Annotated in this window: 16 protein-coding genes and 2 tRNA genes; 5 read left to right on the forward strand and 13 right to left on the reverse strand. The window is 62.8% G+C overall.

The features are described from left to right. Nucleotides 1-105: 105 nt before the first annotated feature. Nucleotides 106-963, forward strand: coding sequence for a hypothetical protein (locus tag SBP02_RS14005; RefSeq protein ID WP_318642606.1), 858 nt, complete (start codon nt 106-108; stop codon nt 961-963). Between the two features lie 136 nt (nt 964-1,099). On the opposite strand, the gene SBP02_RS14010 is transcribed toward SBP02_RS14005, so the two are convergent. After that, a protein-coding gene (locus tag SBP02_RS14010) for an IS3 family transposase (protein ID WP_318641747.1) occupies nt 1,100-2,253 on the reverse strand; the annotation gives its coding sequence in 2 pieces (ribosomal slippage) (nt 1,100-2,007 and nt 2,007-2,253; 1,155 coding nt in all). Nucleotides 2,254-2,346: 93 nt separating this feature from the next. Between SBP02_RS14010 and SBP02_RS14015 the strand changes: the two genes are divergently transcribed. Further along, entirely contained in the window at nt 2,347-3,162 is an 816-nt protein-coding gene (locus SBP02_RS14015) for a tyrosine-type recombinase/integrase (RefSeq protein ID WP_318642608.1), read from the forward strand. 121 nt (nt 3,163-3,283) lie between these two features. On the opposite strand, the gene SBP02_RS14020 is transcribed toward SBP02_RS14015, so the two are convergent. The 4 genes from SBP02_RS14020 to dapA form a co-directional block, all read right to left on the reverse strand. Further along, nucleotides 3,284-3,373 (reverse strand) — tRNA-Ser (locus tag SBP02_RS14020). A gap of 193 nt (nt 3,374-3,566) precedes the next feature. Beyond that, the gene (locus SBP02_RS14025; RefSeq protein WP_318642610.1) at nt 3,567-4,436 is read right to left on the reverse strand and encodes a phosphoribosylaminoimidazolesuccinocarboxamide synthase; all 870 of its coding nucleotides are present in this window, start codon (nt 4,434-4,436) and stop codon (nt 3,567-3,569) included. A gap of 104 nt (nt 4,437-4,540) precedes the next feature. Further along, the gene (gene bamC, locus SBP02_RS14030) at nt 4,541-5,659 is read right to left on the reverse strand and encodes an outer membrane protein assembly factor BamC (RefSeq protein WP_318642612.1); all 1,119 of its coding nucleotides are present in this window, start codon (nt 5,657-5,659) and stop codon (nt 4,541-4,543) included. Nucleotides 5,660-5,676: 17 nt separating this feature from the next. Beyond that, nucleotides 5,677-6,555: a 4-hydroxy-tetrahydrodipicolinate synthase gene (gene dapA / locus SBP02_RS14035; RefSeq protein ID WP_318642614.1), complete on the reverse strand. Its 879-nt coding sequence runs from the start codon at nt 6,553-6,555 to the stop codon at nt 5,677-5,679. Nucleotides 6,556-6,783: 228 nt separating this feature from the next. Between dapA and SBP02_RS14040 the strand changes: the two genes are divergently transcribed. Beyond that, nucleotides 6,784-7,341, forward strand: coding sequence for a glycine cleavage system protein R (locus SBP02_RS14040; RefSeq protein WP_318642616.1), 558 nt, complete (start codon nt 6,784-6,786; stop codon nt 7,339-7,341). A gap of 11 nt (nt 7,342-7,352) precedes the next feature. After that, nucleotides 7,353-7,826 (forward strand): peroxiredoxin, encoded by a 474-nt coding sequence (locus SBP02_RS14045; protein ID WP_318642618.1) that lies wholly within the window; start codon nt 7,353-7,355, stop codon nt 7,824-7,826. 43 nt (nt 7,827-7,869) lie between these two features. On the opposite strand, the gene SBP02_RS14050 is transcribed toward SBP02_RS14045, so the two are convergent. Together SBP02_RS14050 and SBP02_RS14055 are read right to left on the reverse strand one after the other, a co-directional pair. Continuing rightward, on the reverse strand, nt 7,870-8,937 hold the full coding sequence (locus SBP02_RS14050) for an AI-2E family transporter (protein WP_318642620.1): 1,068 nt from the start codon (nt 8,935-8,937) through the stop codon (nt 7,870-7,872). Between the two features lie 40 nt (nt 8,938-8,977). Then, on the reverse strand, nt 8,978-9,229 hold the full coding sequence (locus SBP02_RS14055) for a sulfurtransferase TusA family protein (protein ID WP_318642622.1): 252 nt from the start codon (nt 9,227-9,229) through the stop codon (nt 8,978-8,980). Between the two features lie 106 nt (nt 9,230-9,335). Here SBP02_RS14055 and SBP02_RS14060 point away from each other — a divergent pair, with 106 nt between their 5' ends. Further along, complete coding sequence (locus SBP02_RS14060) at nt 9,336-10,769, forward strand: M48 family metalloprotease (RefSeq protein WP_318642625.1); 1,434 nt, start codon at nt 9,336-9,338, stop codon at nt 10,767-10,769. A 67-nt stretch (nt 10,770-10,836) separates the two neighbouring features. Here SBP02_RS14060 and nadA read toward each other — a convergent pair whose 3' ends face one another. The 6 genes from nadA to pal all read right to left on the reverse strand — a co-directional run bounded on the left by nadA (nt 10,837) and on the right by pal (nt 14,948). Next, nucleotides 10,837-11,895, reverse strand: a complete 1,059-nt coding sequence (gene nadA, locus SBP02_RS14065) for a quinolinate synthase NadA (protein ID WP_318642627.1) — start codon at nt 11,893-11,895, stop codon at nt 10,837-10,839. A 118-nt stretch (nt 11,896-12,013) separates the two neighbouring features. Beyond that, nucleotides 12,014-12,089: transfer RNA gene (locus tag SBP02_RS14070), tRNA-Lys, on the reverse strand. Nucleotides 12,090-12,147: 58 nt separating this feature from the next. Further along, entirely contained in the window at nt 12,148-12,822 is a 675-nt protein-coding gene (gene queC / locus SBP02_RS14075) for a 7-cyano-7-deazaguanine synthase QueC (RefSeq protein ID WP_318642629.1), read from the reverse strand. 43 nt (nt 12,823-12,865) lie between these two features. After that, nucleotides 12,866-13,513, reverse strand: a complete 648-nt coding sequence (gene queE / locus SBP02_RS14080) for a 7-carboxy-7-deazaguanine synthase QueE (protein WP_318642631.1) — start codon at nt 13,511-13,513, stop codon at nt 12,866-12,868. A gap of 118 nt (nt 13,514-13,631) precedes the next feature. After that, nucleotides 13,632-14,444, reverse strand: a complete 813-nt coding sequence (gene ybgF, locus SBP02_RS14085; protein ID WP_318642633.1) for a tol-pal system protein YbgF — start codon at nt 14,442-14,444, stop codon at nt 13,632-13,634. A gap of 6 nt (nt 14,445-14,450) precedes the next feature. Then, nucleotides 14,451-14,948 carry a peptidoglycan-associated lipoprotein Pal gene (gene pal / locus SBP02_RS14090; protein ID WP_213640704.1) on the reverse strand — a complete coding sequence of 166 codons (498 nt, stop codon included), beginning with the start codon at nt 14,946-14,948 and terminating at the stop codon, nt 14,451-14,453. Nucleotides 14,949-14,950: the final 2 nt, after the last annotated feature.

The following is a 14,950-nucleotide window of genomic DNA, read 5'->3' on the forward strand; positions in this document are numbered from 1 at the left end:
AAACACCGGGTAATCGCCAACATGGTCGTGATAGTAACTAATGCAGATCCTGTTCTTGTTGTGAAGCCTAACCTATTTTTTAGAGAGCCTATGTACCGAGTTTGCTTGATTCTGTTTCTGCTAGTGGCGAGTCATCTCGCCCATGCGGCCTGCTCGCAGGACATACTGGTGCCCTTCAGTTCGCTAGGAGTCGATCAATCGCGGAGCGCAGGTGTCCGTACAGGACTATCAATCACTTACCTGGAAGAGGTGAGCCGGCGCAGTGGTTGTCGATTCGTGTATATGGATACGCCGCGCGCCAGAGCCTGGTTGATGTTTTCGCGCGGCGAAGCTGGTCTAGTGCTTAGCGCTGTTCATCGTAGTGAGCGTGACCAGTCAGGTGAGTTCTACAGCCAAAACGTGCGAGAAGGTGTTACCCTTGTCAGTCTCAAAGCACACCCGCTGAACTTGAACTCCCGGGAAGACATTCTCGCATCGGGATTGATCTTCTCGTTCATCCGCGGGCATCACTATGGCCCCAAAACAGCTGAGCTCATAAGTACCCTGACGACAAGCAGGCGAGCGACACTGGCCAGCGACCCTGAGACGATGCTCCGGATGCTCAAGGCCGGCAGGATCAACGGCGCAATCGTCCTTGCTTCGGCTATCACCACTGACGCTCAACAATTAGGTATTGATGAACAGCTGACAGGCATAGGCATTACGGATCTGGACTGGGCCACTACAGGTCTTTATATGAGTAAATACCTGCCGCAGGAAGACAAACAGCTGCTCGCTCGCACCTTTACTGAGTTAAACGACGAAGACTTCTATATTGGCCTTGCCCAAAACCAACTGGATGATCTGCCTGTCTGGATGCAATCCAGCATCCATCTAGATCATCAGCTCCCGCGCTACCCAGCCGGACGCATATTGCCGCCAGCAACAGTCAATAAGCCACTGCGGCACGCGCTCAGCAGATAGCAGGTGTGCCCTCTTCAGGGGACACGTGCCCCATTCCAGATCATGGCGGCGCTGCAAAGACTATGCTGCATTGCAGTTGGTCTGAACTGCATTCGTAGCGCAGTCTGGCCTCGACACAACGGGGTGCTGTAGGGTTCTACCCCATTTCCACGGACGGTTTGAAAAGGGCTGAAAACTTCAGATCTTGCCGGGCGACTCTACGACGCATTCGTGGGTTATGAAACCGCTCGATGTAGTCGAATAGATCCGCCCGTGCTTCATCACGAGTTCGATACGACTGATGGACAACGCGCTCACGCTTGAGCTGACCGAAGAAGCCTTCACAGGCAGCGTTGTCGCCGCAATGCCCGACGGCACTCATGCTGCAGACCAGCGTGTTGCGATTCAGGAAGCGCTGGTAGTCAGCACTGGTAAATTGACTACCGCGATCCGAATGCAGGATCACCGACCAGTCACCCTGGCGCTGCCAGATCGCCATCTCCACCGCTCGAATCACCATCTGCCGATCCTGGCGGTGATGCATCGACCAGCCGATCACCAGCTTGCTGTACAAGTCGAGCACCACGCATAGGAAGAGCTTGCCTTCCAGTGTGGCTATTTCCGTGATGTCCGTGACCCACTTGCGCTCCGGTTCCTGCGCGGTGAAGTCGCGCTCCAGCAGGTTTTTCACGCCTGCTGGACGGCCGCTGGCGACTCTTCCAAAGCCACGCTTCTTCCGGCGTGGCCAGCCTTGAATTCGCTCAGCTGCCATCAGGCGAGCAACGCGGTTCAGGCTGACGGTTTCGCCCTCGTCGAGCAGATCCTCGTGCATCCGCGGCGCGCCGATAACACCACGGCTGTCTTCGTGAATCTCCCGAATGCGCCTCACCAGACGCGCATTCTCTTGAGCACGTGGGCTTGGATCGCGATCCTGCCAGGCGTAATAGCCACTGGCAGAAACCTTCAAGCAACGGCACATCAGTCGTACCGGGTACTCGTTGCGGCAGCGCTGGATCACCGTGTACCGCTCGATGACTCCTTGGCAAAGTACGCTGCCGCGTCTCTTAAAAAATCACGTTCCTTGGTCACTCGGGCCAACTCACGCTTGAGGTGGGCCAGCTCCTCATCTCGCGGGCTACCTGTGCCGGGAAAGGCCTTTTCTGTGCCTGGCTGCGCCTCTCGAATCCAGCGCGTGAGCAGGTTCGGAGCCACACCAATCTCTAGGGCCACTTGTCGACAGCTCGCCCCTGAACGACGAACCAACTCGATGGCTTCCCGCTTGAATTCAGGACTGTATTTCTTGCGCTTCATGAACACTCCTTCAGCTCGGTGTGAGCTTACTCGAAAGTGTCCGTGTTAACGGGGTAGAACCCCCAGGATTTGAAGCTCTTCAAGAGTCATCTGGTGAAGCCTGCAGATGGCAAGCAAGGGCTCTCCCCAAAGACAGTCAACGATGTACTGACTGTGGTTCGAGGGACCTGGGCCGATGCCGCCGCCAACGGCCTGATCCCCCACAACCACATGCTGGGTATCGCCAACCACAAGGTGAAACACCGGAGCAAGGCTGATCCTTTCACGCGAGAAGAGATCGAACTCATTCACCATGCCGACCCTCAGCGTATGCCGGAAGCACGCATGGTGATTTTCAACTGCTGGACGGGATTATCGCGCTCGGAGCTGCTGGGCCTAGCCCGCGAAGATATCGATCTGGAAAGCGGCTTGATCCACGTTAAGCGTGCCTGCGTGGAAGATGAGTTCCGCGTTCCCAAAGAAGAGCTGCGCGAGCGTAGCGTCGAACTGATCGCGCCTGCAGCAGAGCTGCTCCAACAGATCATGGAAGACACGGCCCGCTGCAAACCACAGATGATTGAGGTTACTCAACGAGACAACCTGACAAGCGAACAGGAAAAGGTCACCTTGCTCTTCCGTGATTGGGCAACCGGAAAGCCGTGGAAATCAAACGACCTGGACAAGTGGTTCACAGAGCACTTGGTCAAGGCTGGTGTCAGGCACCGCGGGATCAACCAATGCCGACATACCTATGCCAGCCAGGCCCTCTCCAGCCACGTCAACATGGAGTGGATTGCCAAGCAGCTGGGGCATGCCGATACCACCATGATTAAGAAACACTATGGGCGGTTCATTCCCAAGGATGCCAAACGGATGGCCCCCCGTGTTTCGGAACAGATGGGATTTGGGGAGGGCTACAACGGTTTATAGCGGCCTGGAGGCAGCGATTTTTGCCCCCAAAACGCCACATTTTTGCCCCCAAGGCGATTTTGAGCATGCCAAAACCAAAGAAAAAGCCCCGTAACTCATTGAATTACGGGGCTTTCTTATATGGCGGGAAGATAGGGATTTGAACCCTAGGTACCATCGCTGATACAACGGATTTCGAATCCGTCCCGTTCGGCCACTCCGGCATCTTCCCGTGGCGGCGCGCATGATAACAGCACATGCGCCTTTGGCGAAGCCCACTGAGCGATTTTTTCGCACAGTTTCAGATGCTTGCGAAGTCTATTCGACCTGACTGGCGCAAAACACGGCGAACGAAAGCGGAAGCAACCGGCCGGTAAAAGAAAAGAGGCGCCCTGGCGCCTCTTTCATGTGCGACGCACGGCCGCTCATGCGGTCAGCCGGGTCAAGGCCTCGCGGTACTTGTCGGCGGTCTTCTGGGCCACCTCGGCCGGTACGGGCGGTGCCGGCGGCTGCTTGTTCCAGCCGGTGGACTCCAGCCAGTCGCGCACGAACTGCTTGTCGAAGCTCGGCGGATTACGGCCTTCCTCGTAGCTGTCGGCCGGCCAGAAGCGGCTGGAGTCGGGGGTCAGCACTTCGTCCATCAGGGTCAGGGTGCCGTCCTGGTCCAGGCCGAACTCGAACTTGGTATCGGCGATGATGATGCCGCGGGTCGCGGCATACTCGACGGCGGCGCTGTACAGCGCGATGGCGGTGTCACGCACCTGGGCGGCGAGATCGGCGCCGATGATCGCCTCGCACTGCGCGAAAGAGATGTTCTCGTCGTGGTCGCCGACCGCGGCCTTGGTCGAAGGCGTGAAGATCGGCTGCGGCAGCTTGGCCGCCTCGCGCAGGCCGGTCGGCAGCTGGATGCCGCAGACGGTGCCGCTCTGCTGGTATTCCTTCCAACCCGAACCGACGATGTAGCCTCGCACGATCGCTTCGACCGCGACCGGCTTGAGCCGCTTGGCGACTACTGCGCGCCCCTCCACCAGTGGCAACTCGGCGGCCGGTACCACGTCCTCGACCCTGTCGCCGGTGAAGTGGTTGGGCACCAGATCGGCCAGCTTGTCGAACCAGAAATTGGAGATTGCGGTGAGGATCTTGCCCTTATCCGGAATCGGCTCGGCGAGTATCACGTCGAATGCCGAAAGCCGGTCGGTGGCGACCATCAGCATGCGCTGGTCATCGATTTCGTAGAGATCGCGGACTTTGCCCGAGTAGATCTTCTTCAGGCTCAGGGTCGCAGGAATGGTCATATCGGGGTTTCCGCCTTTAGCAAACGAAACAGGCGAAACCCAAGGGTTTCGCCTATTGGCTTTCGGCCGCGCCGCCTCTGCAGCCGGGCCAGAGGATCGGCCTGTTAGCCGAGATTTTCCTGAATCAACCCCAGCACCCGCCGCGCAACGTCGGCTGGCGCCAAGGTATTGAGGTCTTTCTCCACGGTGACCTGGACACTGTCGCCGACCGGGCTCAGGCGTACCTGATAGCGCTCGGCGCGGGCCTCGATTTCTTCCTTGTCCGGCTCGCCACCAAACAGCGAACCGAAGAAGCCGGGCTCCTCGCCCTTCTTCTTCGCGCCCTCGGCCAGGTTGATGTAGTACACGCCAAGGCTGCGATTGAGGTCGTCGATACGCACATCGGCCAGCTCCAGGGAGCGACCGACGCCGGACCAGGCGCGATCGAAGTCGGCGCCGAGGTTCAGCACCGGGTTGCCGTTGCCGTCTTCCGACAGGCTGACTCGGCTCGGCGCATCGAAGTCGCGCGCCGCCAGCAGCGATACCGAACCGCCCTGCTCGGCGCTGCGCGCCAGGCTCGCCAGCATTTCGTCGAGCAGCGCACCATCCAGGCCTGGGTTGGCGCTGCGACTGGTGAAGGCCACGTCGGCGCCGCTACCTGCCGGGCGCTCGGCACTGACCACGAAAATCTCACTGGTATTGCGCTGCACGCCCGGCTCGATGCGGACCCGTACACGGGTCTCGGCGCCTGTCGCCGAACCGGAGAGGCGATTGCTCAGGCGGCGAGCCAGAGCACCGTTCAACTCATCGACGCGCTGCCAATCGGTGCTGAACTCACCGGTCTGCGGACGTTCTTCGGCGATGCGAAAGCCGTTGTCGGCGAAGAATTGGCGAGCCACCGGCCAGACTTCCGCCGGCACGCGCTGAGCCACCAGCCAGCGCGACTCGCCGCTCTTCTGCAGGCTGTACTCGCTGATCTCGCCACGCACGGCCAGGGACTGCGGCCGCGGCACCTCGAACTCGCCCTGCGCCGTGCTGCTCGCCACCTGCTGCGGCACCGGCAACAACGGATCGAGGCGCTTGGCCTCGACATTCGCCGGCAACTGCATGGGCGCGGTTTGCCGCGCCGCGAGGTAGTCGCTGCCACGATCGCGGAAATAACCATCTTCGCCCCACAACCAGCCACAACCGCTGGTGCTGGAGACGATCAGGGCAAGTGCAGAGAGTCCGGCCAGTCGCTTCATGCGTAGTATTTCCTCGATTAAACCAGTACGCCGGACTGGCGCAGGGCCTGCCGCAGCGTTTCATGACAGCGCGGACTGAGCCAGGTCAGCGGCAGGCGGATGCCTTCCGGCATCATGCCCATCTCGTGCAGAGCCCACTTCACCGGAATCGGGTTGGACTCGATGAACAGGGCCTTGTGCAGCGGCATCAGGCGGTCGTTGATGGTGCGCGCCAGCGCCGCATCACCGCGCATGGCCGCCGCGCACAGGTCGCTCATGGCGCGCGGCGCGACGTTGGCGGTCACCGAGATGTTGCCCTTGCCGCCCATCAGCATCAGCTCGACCGCGGTGGCGTCGTCGCCGGAGTAGACCATGAAGTCCTTGCTCACCCGGTCCAGCACTTCCTGGCCGCGCTGCAGATCGCCGGTGGCTTCCTTGATGCCGATGATGTTGTCGATCTTCGCCAGGCGCTCGACGGTCTCCGGCAGCATGTCGCAGGCGGTGCGCCCCGGCACGTTGTAGAGGATCTGCGGAATCGCCACGGCCTCGGCGATGTGACGGAAATGCTGGTACAGGCCTTCCTGGGTCGGCTTGTTGTAGTAAGGGGTCACCAGCAGGCAGGCATCGGCGCCGACGTCCTTGGCCGCGCGGGTCAGCTCGACCGACTCGCGGGTGGAGTTGCCGCCGGTGCCGGCGATCACCGGAATACGCCCGGCGACCTGGTCCACCACACGGCGGATCGCCTCGATATGCTCGGTCACTTCCAGCGTCGCGGACTCACCCGTGGTGCCGACCGCGACGATGGCGTTGGTGCCTTCTTGCAGGTGGAAATCCACAAGTTTGCTCAGGCTGTCCCAATCGAGACTGCCCTGTGCATCCATGGGCGTGACCAGTGCCACCATACTGCCCGCAATCATGCAACCGCTCCTGCTGGAAAAAGAGAGCCGTAATGGTACTGGCGCCACCTGCCTTGCACAAGCGAAGGACAAGGCCGGGCGGCAAGCGACCGCTCGGCGCAGACCACGGAAAATCCATGCCTCGCCCGAGCCCCGAGCATTCCCCTGGGCGGCGCTTTTCGCTACCCTTCCGGCTTTGTCCGGCACCGTGTCTGCGGCGCCGAGCGCTCATCGTTTTAGGAAGGCTGCATGTCCACCCCCCCAGTTCGCGAACAATTCCTCGTCATCAGTGCACTCGGCCCCAACGCCATGGAGCTGACCAACGTGCTGTGCCGCGCCAGCCATGAGAGCCGCTGCGCCGTGGTCAGCACCCGCCTGAGCCGCCACGGCGAGTTCAGCGCCCTGGTCCTGCAGGTCTCCGGCAACTGGGACGCCCTCGCGCGCCTGGAGTCGAGCCTGCCCGCGCTGGCCAAGAAGCACGCCTTCTCGGTCAACCTGATCCGCAGCGGCGCCGCGGACAGTCGCCCCCAGGCCCTGCCCTATGTGGCCTATGTCAGTTCGGTGTACCGTCCGGACATCCTCAACGAACTGTGCCAGTTCTTCATCGATCACCACGTCGAGTTGGAAAACCTCACCTGCGACACCTACCAGGCACCGCAGACCGGCGGCACCATGCTCAATGCCACGCTGACCGTGACCCTGCCGGCCGGCACCCAGATCAGCTGGCTGCGCGACCAGTTCCTCGACTTCGCCGACGCCCTGAACCTCGACGCCCTGATCGAACCCTGGCGCCCGCAGAATCCATAAGGAGCCCGACCATGGCCGTCACCCTCGACCACGCCGTTCCCGACTTCCAGGCCCAGGCCACCAGCGGCCAGCAGGTCCAGCTGTCCGCCCTCAAGGGCCAGCAGGTGGTGCTCTACTTCTACCCGAAGGACAGCACCCCCGGCTGCACCACCGAAGGCCAGGGCTTCCGCGATCAGTACCCGGCCTTCCAGGCGGCCAACACCCTGGTCTTCGGCGTATCCCGCGACGGCCTGAAGTCCCACGAGAACTTCAAGGCCAAGCAGGCCTTTCCCTTCGAGCTGATCTCGGACAAGGACGAGACCCTCTGCCAGCTGTTCCAGGTAATCAAGCTGAAGAAGCTCTACGGCAAGGAGTACCTGGGCGTCGACCGCAGCACCTTCCTGATCGACCGCAATGGCGTGCTGCGCCAGGAGTGGCGCGGGGTGAAGGTTCCCGGCCATGTCGATGCCGTGCTCGCCGCGGCCCAGACCCTGAATCAGGGGTAGTCGCCCACCGCAGGAAAAGGCCGCTCGATGCGGCCTTTTTCATTTATTCGCCGGCGACCTGCGGCTCGCGCCGCGGCCAGGCGCTGAGCACCGCCTTGAACAAGGTAGCCAGGGGGATGGCGAAGAACACCCCCCAGAACCCCCACAGGCCGCCGAACAGCAGCACCGCGCAGATGATCGCCACCGGATGCAGGTTGACCGCCTCGGAGAACAGCAGCGGCACCAGCACGTTGCCGTCCAGCGCCTGGATCACCCCGTAGACCACCATCAGGTAGAGGAACTGATCGCTCAGCCCCCACTGGAACAGGGCGATCAACGCCACCGGCACGGTCACCACCACGGCGCCGATATAGGGCACCACCACCGACAGGCCCACCGCCAACGCCAGCAGCGCCGCATAGTTGAGCCCCAGCGCCGCGAAGGCGACGTAGGTGACCCCGCCGCAGATGAGGATCTCGATGAACTTGCCGCGGATGTAGTTGGCGATCTGCTGGTTCATCTCCTGCGCCACCTGGGTGATCAGCGCGCGCTCGCGCGGCAGGTAACCACGCAACCAGGCGCCAATCACCTGGCGATCCTTGAGGAAGAAGAACACCAGGATAGGCACCAGCACCACGTAGACCATGATGCCGATCAGCAGCGGCAGGCTGGCCAGGGAGAACGACAGCGCCCACTGGCCGAACTGACCCAACTCGCCACGCACCGTCTCGATCAATTGCAGCACCTGGGCATCGCTGATCAGGTTGGGATAGCGCTCGGGCAGCAGCAGGAACAGCGCCTGCCACTCGCCCAGCATGCGCGGCAACTCGTTGAACAGATTGCTCAACTGCCGCCACAGCAGCGGCATCAACACCAGCAGAAACAGCCCGAGCAGACTCATGAACAGGGCGAACACCAGCCACACCGCCGCCAGCTGCGGCAGGCGCCAGCGCTCCAGGGCGTTGACCAGCCCCTGCATCAGGAACGCCAACACCAGCCCGGTGAGCACCGGTGCGAGCATCCCGCCCAGGGTCAGAATCACCGCGAAACCGAGGATCAACAGCACCGCCAACACCACGGCCTGCTCATCGGAGAAGTAGCGGTGCAGCCAGTCGCGTAACACCTTAACCATCAGAATTCCTTAGATCGAAAGCACCTGCACAGACGTTGCGTCAGGCTTTACGCAACCAGTAGCGATAGACGCCGTCTTGCACTTCCTCGCGCAGCAGGCTGTGCCCGGCGAGCGTGGCGAAGGCACGGAAGTCGCGCTGCGAACCGGCATCCGTGGCGATGACCTTGAGCACCGCGCCACTGGCCAGACGATTGAGCTCCAACTTGGCCTTGAGCAGCGGCAACGGGCAGCTCAGGCCGCTGGCATCCAGTTGCGCATCGTAACCCTCGAGCCATTCTGGCGTATCGTTCATGCAACCCTCCGAAATAAGCCCCTAGGATACCCAAGGCCGCACAACCCTGGCCAGGCGAGCGCCTGCGCGGCTACAGTATCGGCTTTGTCCGCCAAGAGCCCCGTGCATGAATCTTCTGCGCCCCACCCTGTTGACGCTCGCCTGCCTGCTCGCCCTGCCCGCCACGGCTAGCGACCTGCCGTCGCTCGGCGATGCCAGCTCGGCCCTGGTCTCCCCCCAGCAGGAGCATCAGCTTGGAAGGGCCTGGCTGGGCCTGCTGCGCGGCCAGGTCAGCCAGCTGTCCGACCCGCAGCTCAAGGACTTCGTGGAGAGCAGTGTCTACCGCCTGAGCGAGACCAGCCAGCTACAGGACCGGCGCCTGGAGTTCGTCCTGCTCGACAGCCCGCAGATCAACGCCTTCGCCGCGCCCGGCGGCATCATCGGAGTCAACGGCGGACTGTTCCTCTATGCCCAGACCGAGGCCGAGTACGCCTCGGTCATGGCCCACGAACTGGCGCACCTGTCGCAACGCCACTTCGCCCGCGGCCTGGAGGCCCAACAGCGCATGCAGGTGCCGGTGATGGCGGCGATGCTCGCCGGCATAGTCGCGGCTGCGGCCGGGGCCGGCGACGTCGGCATCGCCACCATCGCTTCGACCCAGGCGGCGGCGATCCAGGAACAGCGGCGCTTCTCCCGGCAGAACGAGCAGGAGGCCGACCGCATCGGCCTGGTCAACCTGGAGAAGGCCGGGTTCGACCCCCGCGCCATGCCCAGCATGTTCGAACGCCTGATGCGCCAGTACCGCTACGACCGCAAGCCGCCGGAATTCCTCCTGACCCACCCGGTTTCCGAGTCGCGCATCGCCGACACCCGCAACCGCGCCGAACAGTACGCGGCCGGCGGCAACCTGGATAGCCTGCGCTACCAGTTGATGCGCGCCCGGGTGAGCCTGATCTACGAGGACACCCCGGGCCTGGCCGCCAAACGCTTTCGCGGCATGCTCGAGGAAAACCCCAAGCTCGACGCCGCGCGCTACGGCCTGGCCCTGGCACAGATCAAGAGCGGCCAGCACAAACAGGCCCGCGAGAGCCTGCAACCGCTGCTGCAGAAGGCCCCGAACGACGCGACCTACAACCTGGCGCAGATCGAGCTGGACATGGCCTCGGGCCAACTCGCCGAAGCCCAGAGCCGCGTCGAGCGGCTGCGTGCCCTGTATCCGAGCAACTACCCCCTGCAGCAGGCGCGAGTCGACCTGTTGATGAAACAGGGCCGCATCCAGGATGCCGAGCAAGCCCTCGACGAGCTACTCAAGAGCCGCCCGAAGGACCCGGACATCTGGTACCTGGTCGCCGAAGTCCGCGGCCTCAGCGGCAACACCATCGGCCTGCACCAGGCCCGCGCCGAGTTCTTCGCCCTGGTCGGCGACTTCGACCAGGCGATCGAGCAGCTCGACTTCGCCAAGCGCCGCGCCAGCAACAACTTCCAGCTGGCCTCGCGTATCGACGCACGGCAACGCGAGCTGATGGAAGACCAGCGCATGATCGAACAGATGCTGCGCTAGCCGTTAACCCCCGGCAGACAGCGAAAAGCCCGGAAATCCGGGCTTTTTCATGGCCAGCGAACGGACTTCAGGCGTTGCCGGCCAGCTTCAGGCGCGCCGCCTGGGTGAAGTCCAGCATGCGCTTGAGCGGCTTGATCGCCCGCGGAATCAGCGCCGGGTCGACGAAAATCTCGTTGCTGCCCTCGCGCAGACAGGCCAGGGTGCGTTCCAGGGTGTTCATCGCCATCCACGGGCAGTGGGCGCAGCTGCGACAGGTCGCGCCATTGCCGGCGGTCGGCGCCTCGACGAACGCCTTGTCCGGACACAGCTGCTGCATCTTGTAGAAGATGCCGCGGTCGGTGGCGACGATGAAGGTCTTGTTCGGCAGGGTCTGCGCCGCCTTGATCAGCTGGCTGGTGGAGCCCACCGCATCCGCCAGCTCGATCACCGCGGTCGGCGACTCGGGATGCACCAGCACCGCCGCATCCGGGTACAGCGCCTTCATGTCTTCCAGCTGCTTGGCCTTGAACTCCTCGTGGACGATGCAGGCCCCGTCCCACAGCAGCATGTCGGCGCCGGTCTTGTTCTGGATGTAGCGACCCAGGTGCTGGTCCGGCGCCCAGATGATGCTTTCGCCGTTGTCCATCAGGTGCTCGACTATCTCCACCGCGCAGCTCGAGGTCACCACCCAGTCGGCGCGCGCCTTCACCGCCGCCGAGGTATTGGCATACACCACCACGGTGCGCTGCGGATGCTGGTCGCAGAAGGCGGCGAACTCGTCCACCGGGCAGCCCAGGTCCAGGGAGCAGGTGGCCTCCAGCGTCGGCATCAGCACGCGCTTCTCCGGATTGAGGATCTTCGCCGTCTCGCCCATGAACTTGACCCCGGCCACCAACACGGTCTGCGCCGAGTGCTGATTGCCGAAACGGGCCATTTCCAGGGAGTCGGAGACGCAACCGCCGGTCTCCTCGGCCAGCGCCTGGAGTACCGGGTCGCAATAGTAATGCGCGACCAACACGGCGTTCTGCTTCTTCAGCTCGGCGGCGATCTCGCTGCGGTAGAAGGCTTCCTGCTCGGCCGTCAGCGGCTTGGGCTGCTTGGCGTCGAGATGCGCTTGAACCAGGAGGCGTTCGGAAATCTGCGTCATGTCATCGGGCCCTGTGCAAGTCTATTCAGAGCGGAATTCCAGTATACCCGCCGAAGCAAGATGCGAGTGCAGACAGGACGGGACACGAGGGGAAAACGGGCGAAGCGAGGAAGGAGGTTGGTGGGTCGTGTAGGATTCGAACCTACGACCAATTGGTTAAAAGCCAACTGCTCTACCAACTGAGCTAACGACCCAACGCGAGGCGTATAATACTGATTTAATTCAGAAAAACAACACCCCACGAAAACTATTTTAGAAGTAACGGGTAGGATCGGCGACCCCGGCGCCGACGAAGCCCGCCGCACGCAGGCGGCAGCTGTCGCACTTGCCACAGGCGCGGCCATCGTCGTCGGCCTGATAGCAGGACACGGTGAGGGCATAATCCACGCCGTGGCGCAGGCCCGCCTGGACGATCTCGGCCTTGCTCATGCTCTGCAGCGGCGCCTGGATGCGGAAGCCCTGCCCTTCGACACCGGCCTTGGTCGCCAGATTGGCCATGCGCTCGAAGGCCTCGACGAACTCGGGACGGCAATCCGGATAACCGGAATAGTCCACCGCATTGACGCCGATGAAGATGTCCCGCGCGCCCAGCACCTCGGCCCAGCCCAGGGCCAGGGAGAGGAAAACCGTATTGCGCGCCGGCACATAGGTGACCGGGATGCCTTCGGTAGGCGCCTCAGGCACCTCGATGCGGCTGTCGGTCAGGGCCGAGCCGCCGATGCCGTTGAGATTGAGGCCGATCACCTTGTGCTCGACCACACCCAGCTGCCGGGCGACCCGTTCGGCCGCCTGCAGCTCGGCACGGTGGCGCTGGCCATAATCGAAGCTCATGCTGTAGCAGGCGTAGCCCTGGGCCTTGGCCAGGGCCACCACGGTGGCCGAGTCCAGGCCGCCAGACAGCAGGATGACCGCTCTTTTCTCGCTCATGGAGTACTCCTCGTTGTCAGCGAATAGCGACTGCACTGCGCGCTCAGTGGCCGGGCTCGTCGCTCCAGAGAATCTTGTGCAGCTGCATCTGCAGGCGCACCGGCAGGTTGTCGGCCACTATCCAGTCGGCCAAGGAACGGGCATCCAGCTCATGATGACTGGGCGAGAACAGCACCTCGCCGGCACGCTCGGGCAGGCGATACTGGATCAGCTTGGACACCGCCCAGTCGTAGTCTTCGCGGCTGCAGATGACGAACTTGACCTGATCATTGGGCGTCAGCCACTCGATATTCTCGTAGCGATTGCGTGCCACCTCCGCCGAACCCGGGGTCTTGAGGTCGAGCACCTTGCTGACCCGCGGATCGACCGCCGACACATCCAGCGCCCCGCTGGTCTCCAGGGACACCTCGTAGCCGGCGTCACACAGGCGTTCGAGCAGAGGGATGCAGTTGGGTTGCGCCAGCGGTTCGCCGCCGGTCACGCAGATGTAGCGCGGCTTATAGCCGGCGATCTGCTCGAGGATGGCCTCGAGGCTCATGATTTCGCCGCCACTGAAGGCATAGGCGGTGTCGCAGTACTGGCAGCGCAGGGGACAGCCGGTCAGGCGTACGAACACGGTCGGCAAGCCGGCGGTGCGCGTCTCCCCCTGCAGCGAGTAGAAAATCTCGGTAATTCGCAGGGTTTCTTGCATATCAGCCACGGGCGTGACGGCTAAACAGGCCATCCGCCTCCGTTGCGGGAAAAGGGGCGCCGATTCTAACGAAAAAACCCGCGCCAGGCGCGGGTTTTCTTGAACGGCGATTCAACTTCTAGGGCAGACGCTGCAGATCCCGCTGGGCCAGCTGCGCGGCCGAGCTGCCCGGATACCGGGCGATGATCTGCTGGAGTATGCCCTTGGCCTTGTCCGTGTTGCCCAGGCGCTGCTCGACATCGGCGAGCTTGAACAAAGAGTCCGGCACCTTGGCATGCTGTGGATAGGCCTGACTGACCCGGGCGAAGGCCTGGCCGGCGCCCTGCAGGTCGCCCTTGGCCAGGTTGACCTCGCCCAACCAATACTGGGCGTTGCCGGCGTATTGACTGTTCGGGTACTTGCGCAGGAAAGCAGCGAAGGCCTGGCTGGCCTTGTCGAAGTCCTTGGCCTTGATCAGGTCGAAGGCAGCGTCATAGAACAGCTTTTCCTTCTCCGGATCGGCCGGGCCACTGGCGGCAGGCGCCTGACCGATAGGGGACTGAGAAACACCGCCGGCAGCTGGTGCGCCGTCGGGTGAAGGATTCTGGGCAGGCGCAGCTCCGGCCGCACCACCACTCAAGCGTCGATCGAGGTCCTGGTAGCGCTCCAGGCTCTCCTTTTTCAAACGCTGGATTTCATACTGCTGCTCTTCGAGCAGCCCGCGCAGTTGCGCGATCTCCTGCTGCATCTGTTGCAGCTGGGTGAACATCATGCCCTGCGCCGAGGCAGGGGCTTGCGCCCCTCCCCCGACGTAGGCGCCGGACGTGCCGTAACCGGCCGGCGGATAACTGCTGCCGTAAGCGGCATCGTTATCCACCACGGGAACCTCGGCCCAGGCCGCGAGCGGCAGGGCGAGCGCTAAAACGGTTACAGCACGGCGGCAGCTACGCATGGCGAATTACTTACGCAGTTCGACGCGACGGTTCTGAGCCCAGGACTGCTCGTCGTTGCCGGTGGCAACGGCACGCTCTTCACCGTAGGAAACCAGCTCCAGCTGAGCCGGGGAAACGCCCTGCAGCACCATGTAGCGCTGAACGGCCTTGGCACGACGCTCGCCCAGAGCCATGTTGTATTCGCGGGTACCGCGCTCGTCGGCATGGCCTTCCAGCACGACGCGAGCGCCGTTGCCTTTCAGGTCCTTGGCGTGAACGTCCAGAGCGCGCATGGCTTCCGGCTTCAGGTCGGAGCTGTCGTACTCGAAGTAGAAGGTGGTGATAGCGCGCAGAGCGGCTTCTTCGCTCAGGCTGCCATCTACGGCGCCAGTGTTAGCACCGTAGCCCGCGTTCGGGTCTACTGCACCTTCGCCAGCAGCGTCGCCGCCCTTGGAGGAACAACCAACGGCCACGGCGAGAGCCAGGCTCAGAGCAGCAAACTTGCCGAATTTCAGCATTTCCATCA

The organism is Pseudomonas benzenivorans, from assembly GCF_033547155.1.
GTDB classification, from domain to species: domain Bacteria; phylum Pseudomonadota; class Gammaproteobacteria; order Pseudomonadales; family Pseudomonadaceae; genus Aquipseudomonas; species Aquipseudomonas benzenivorans_B.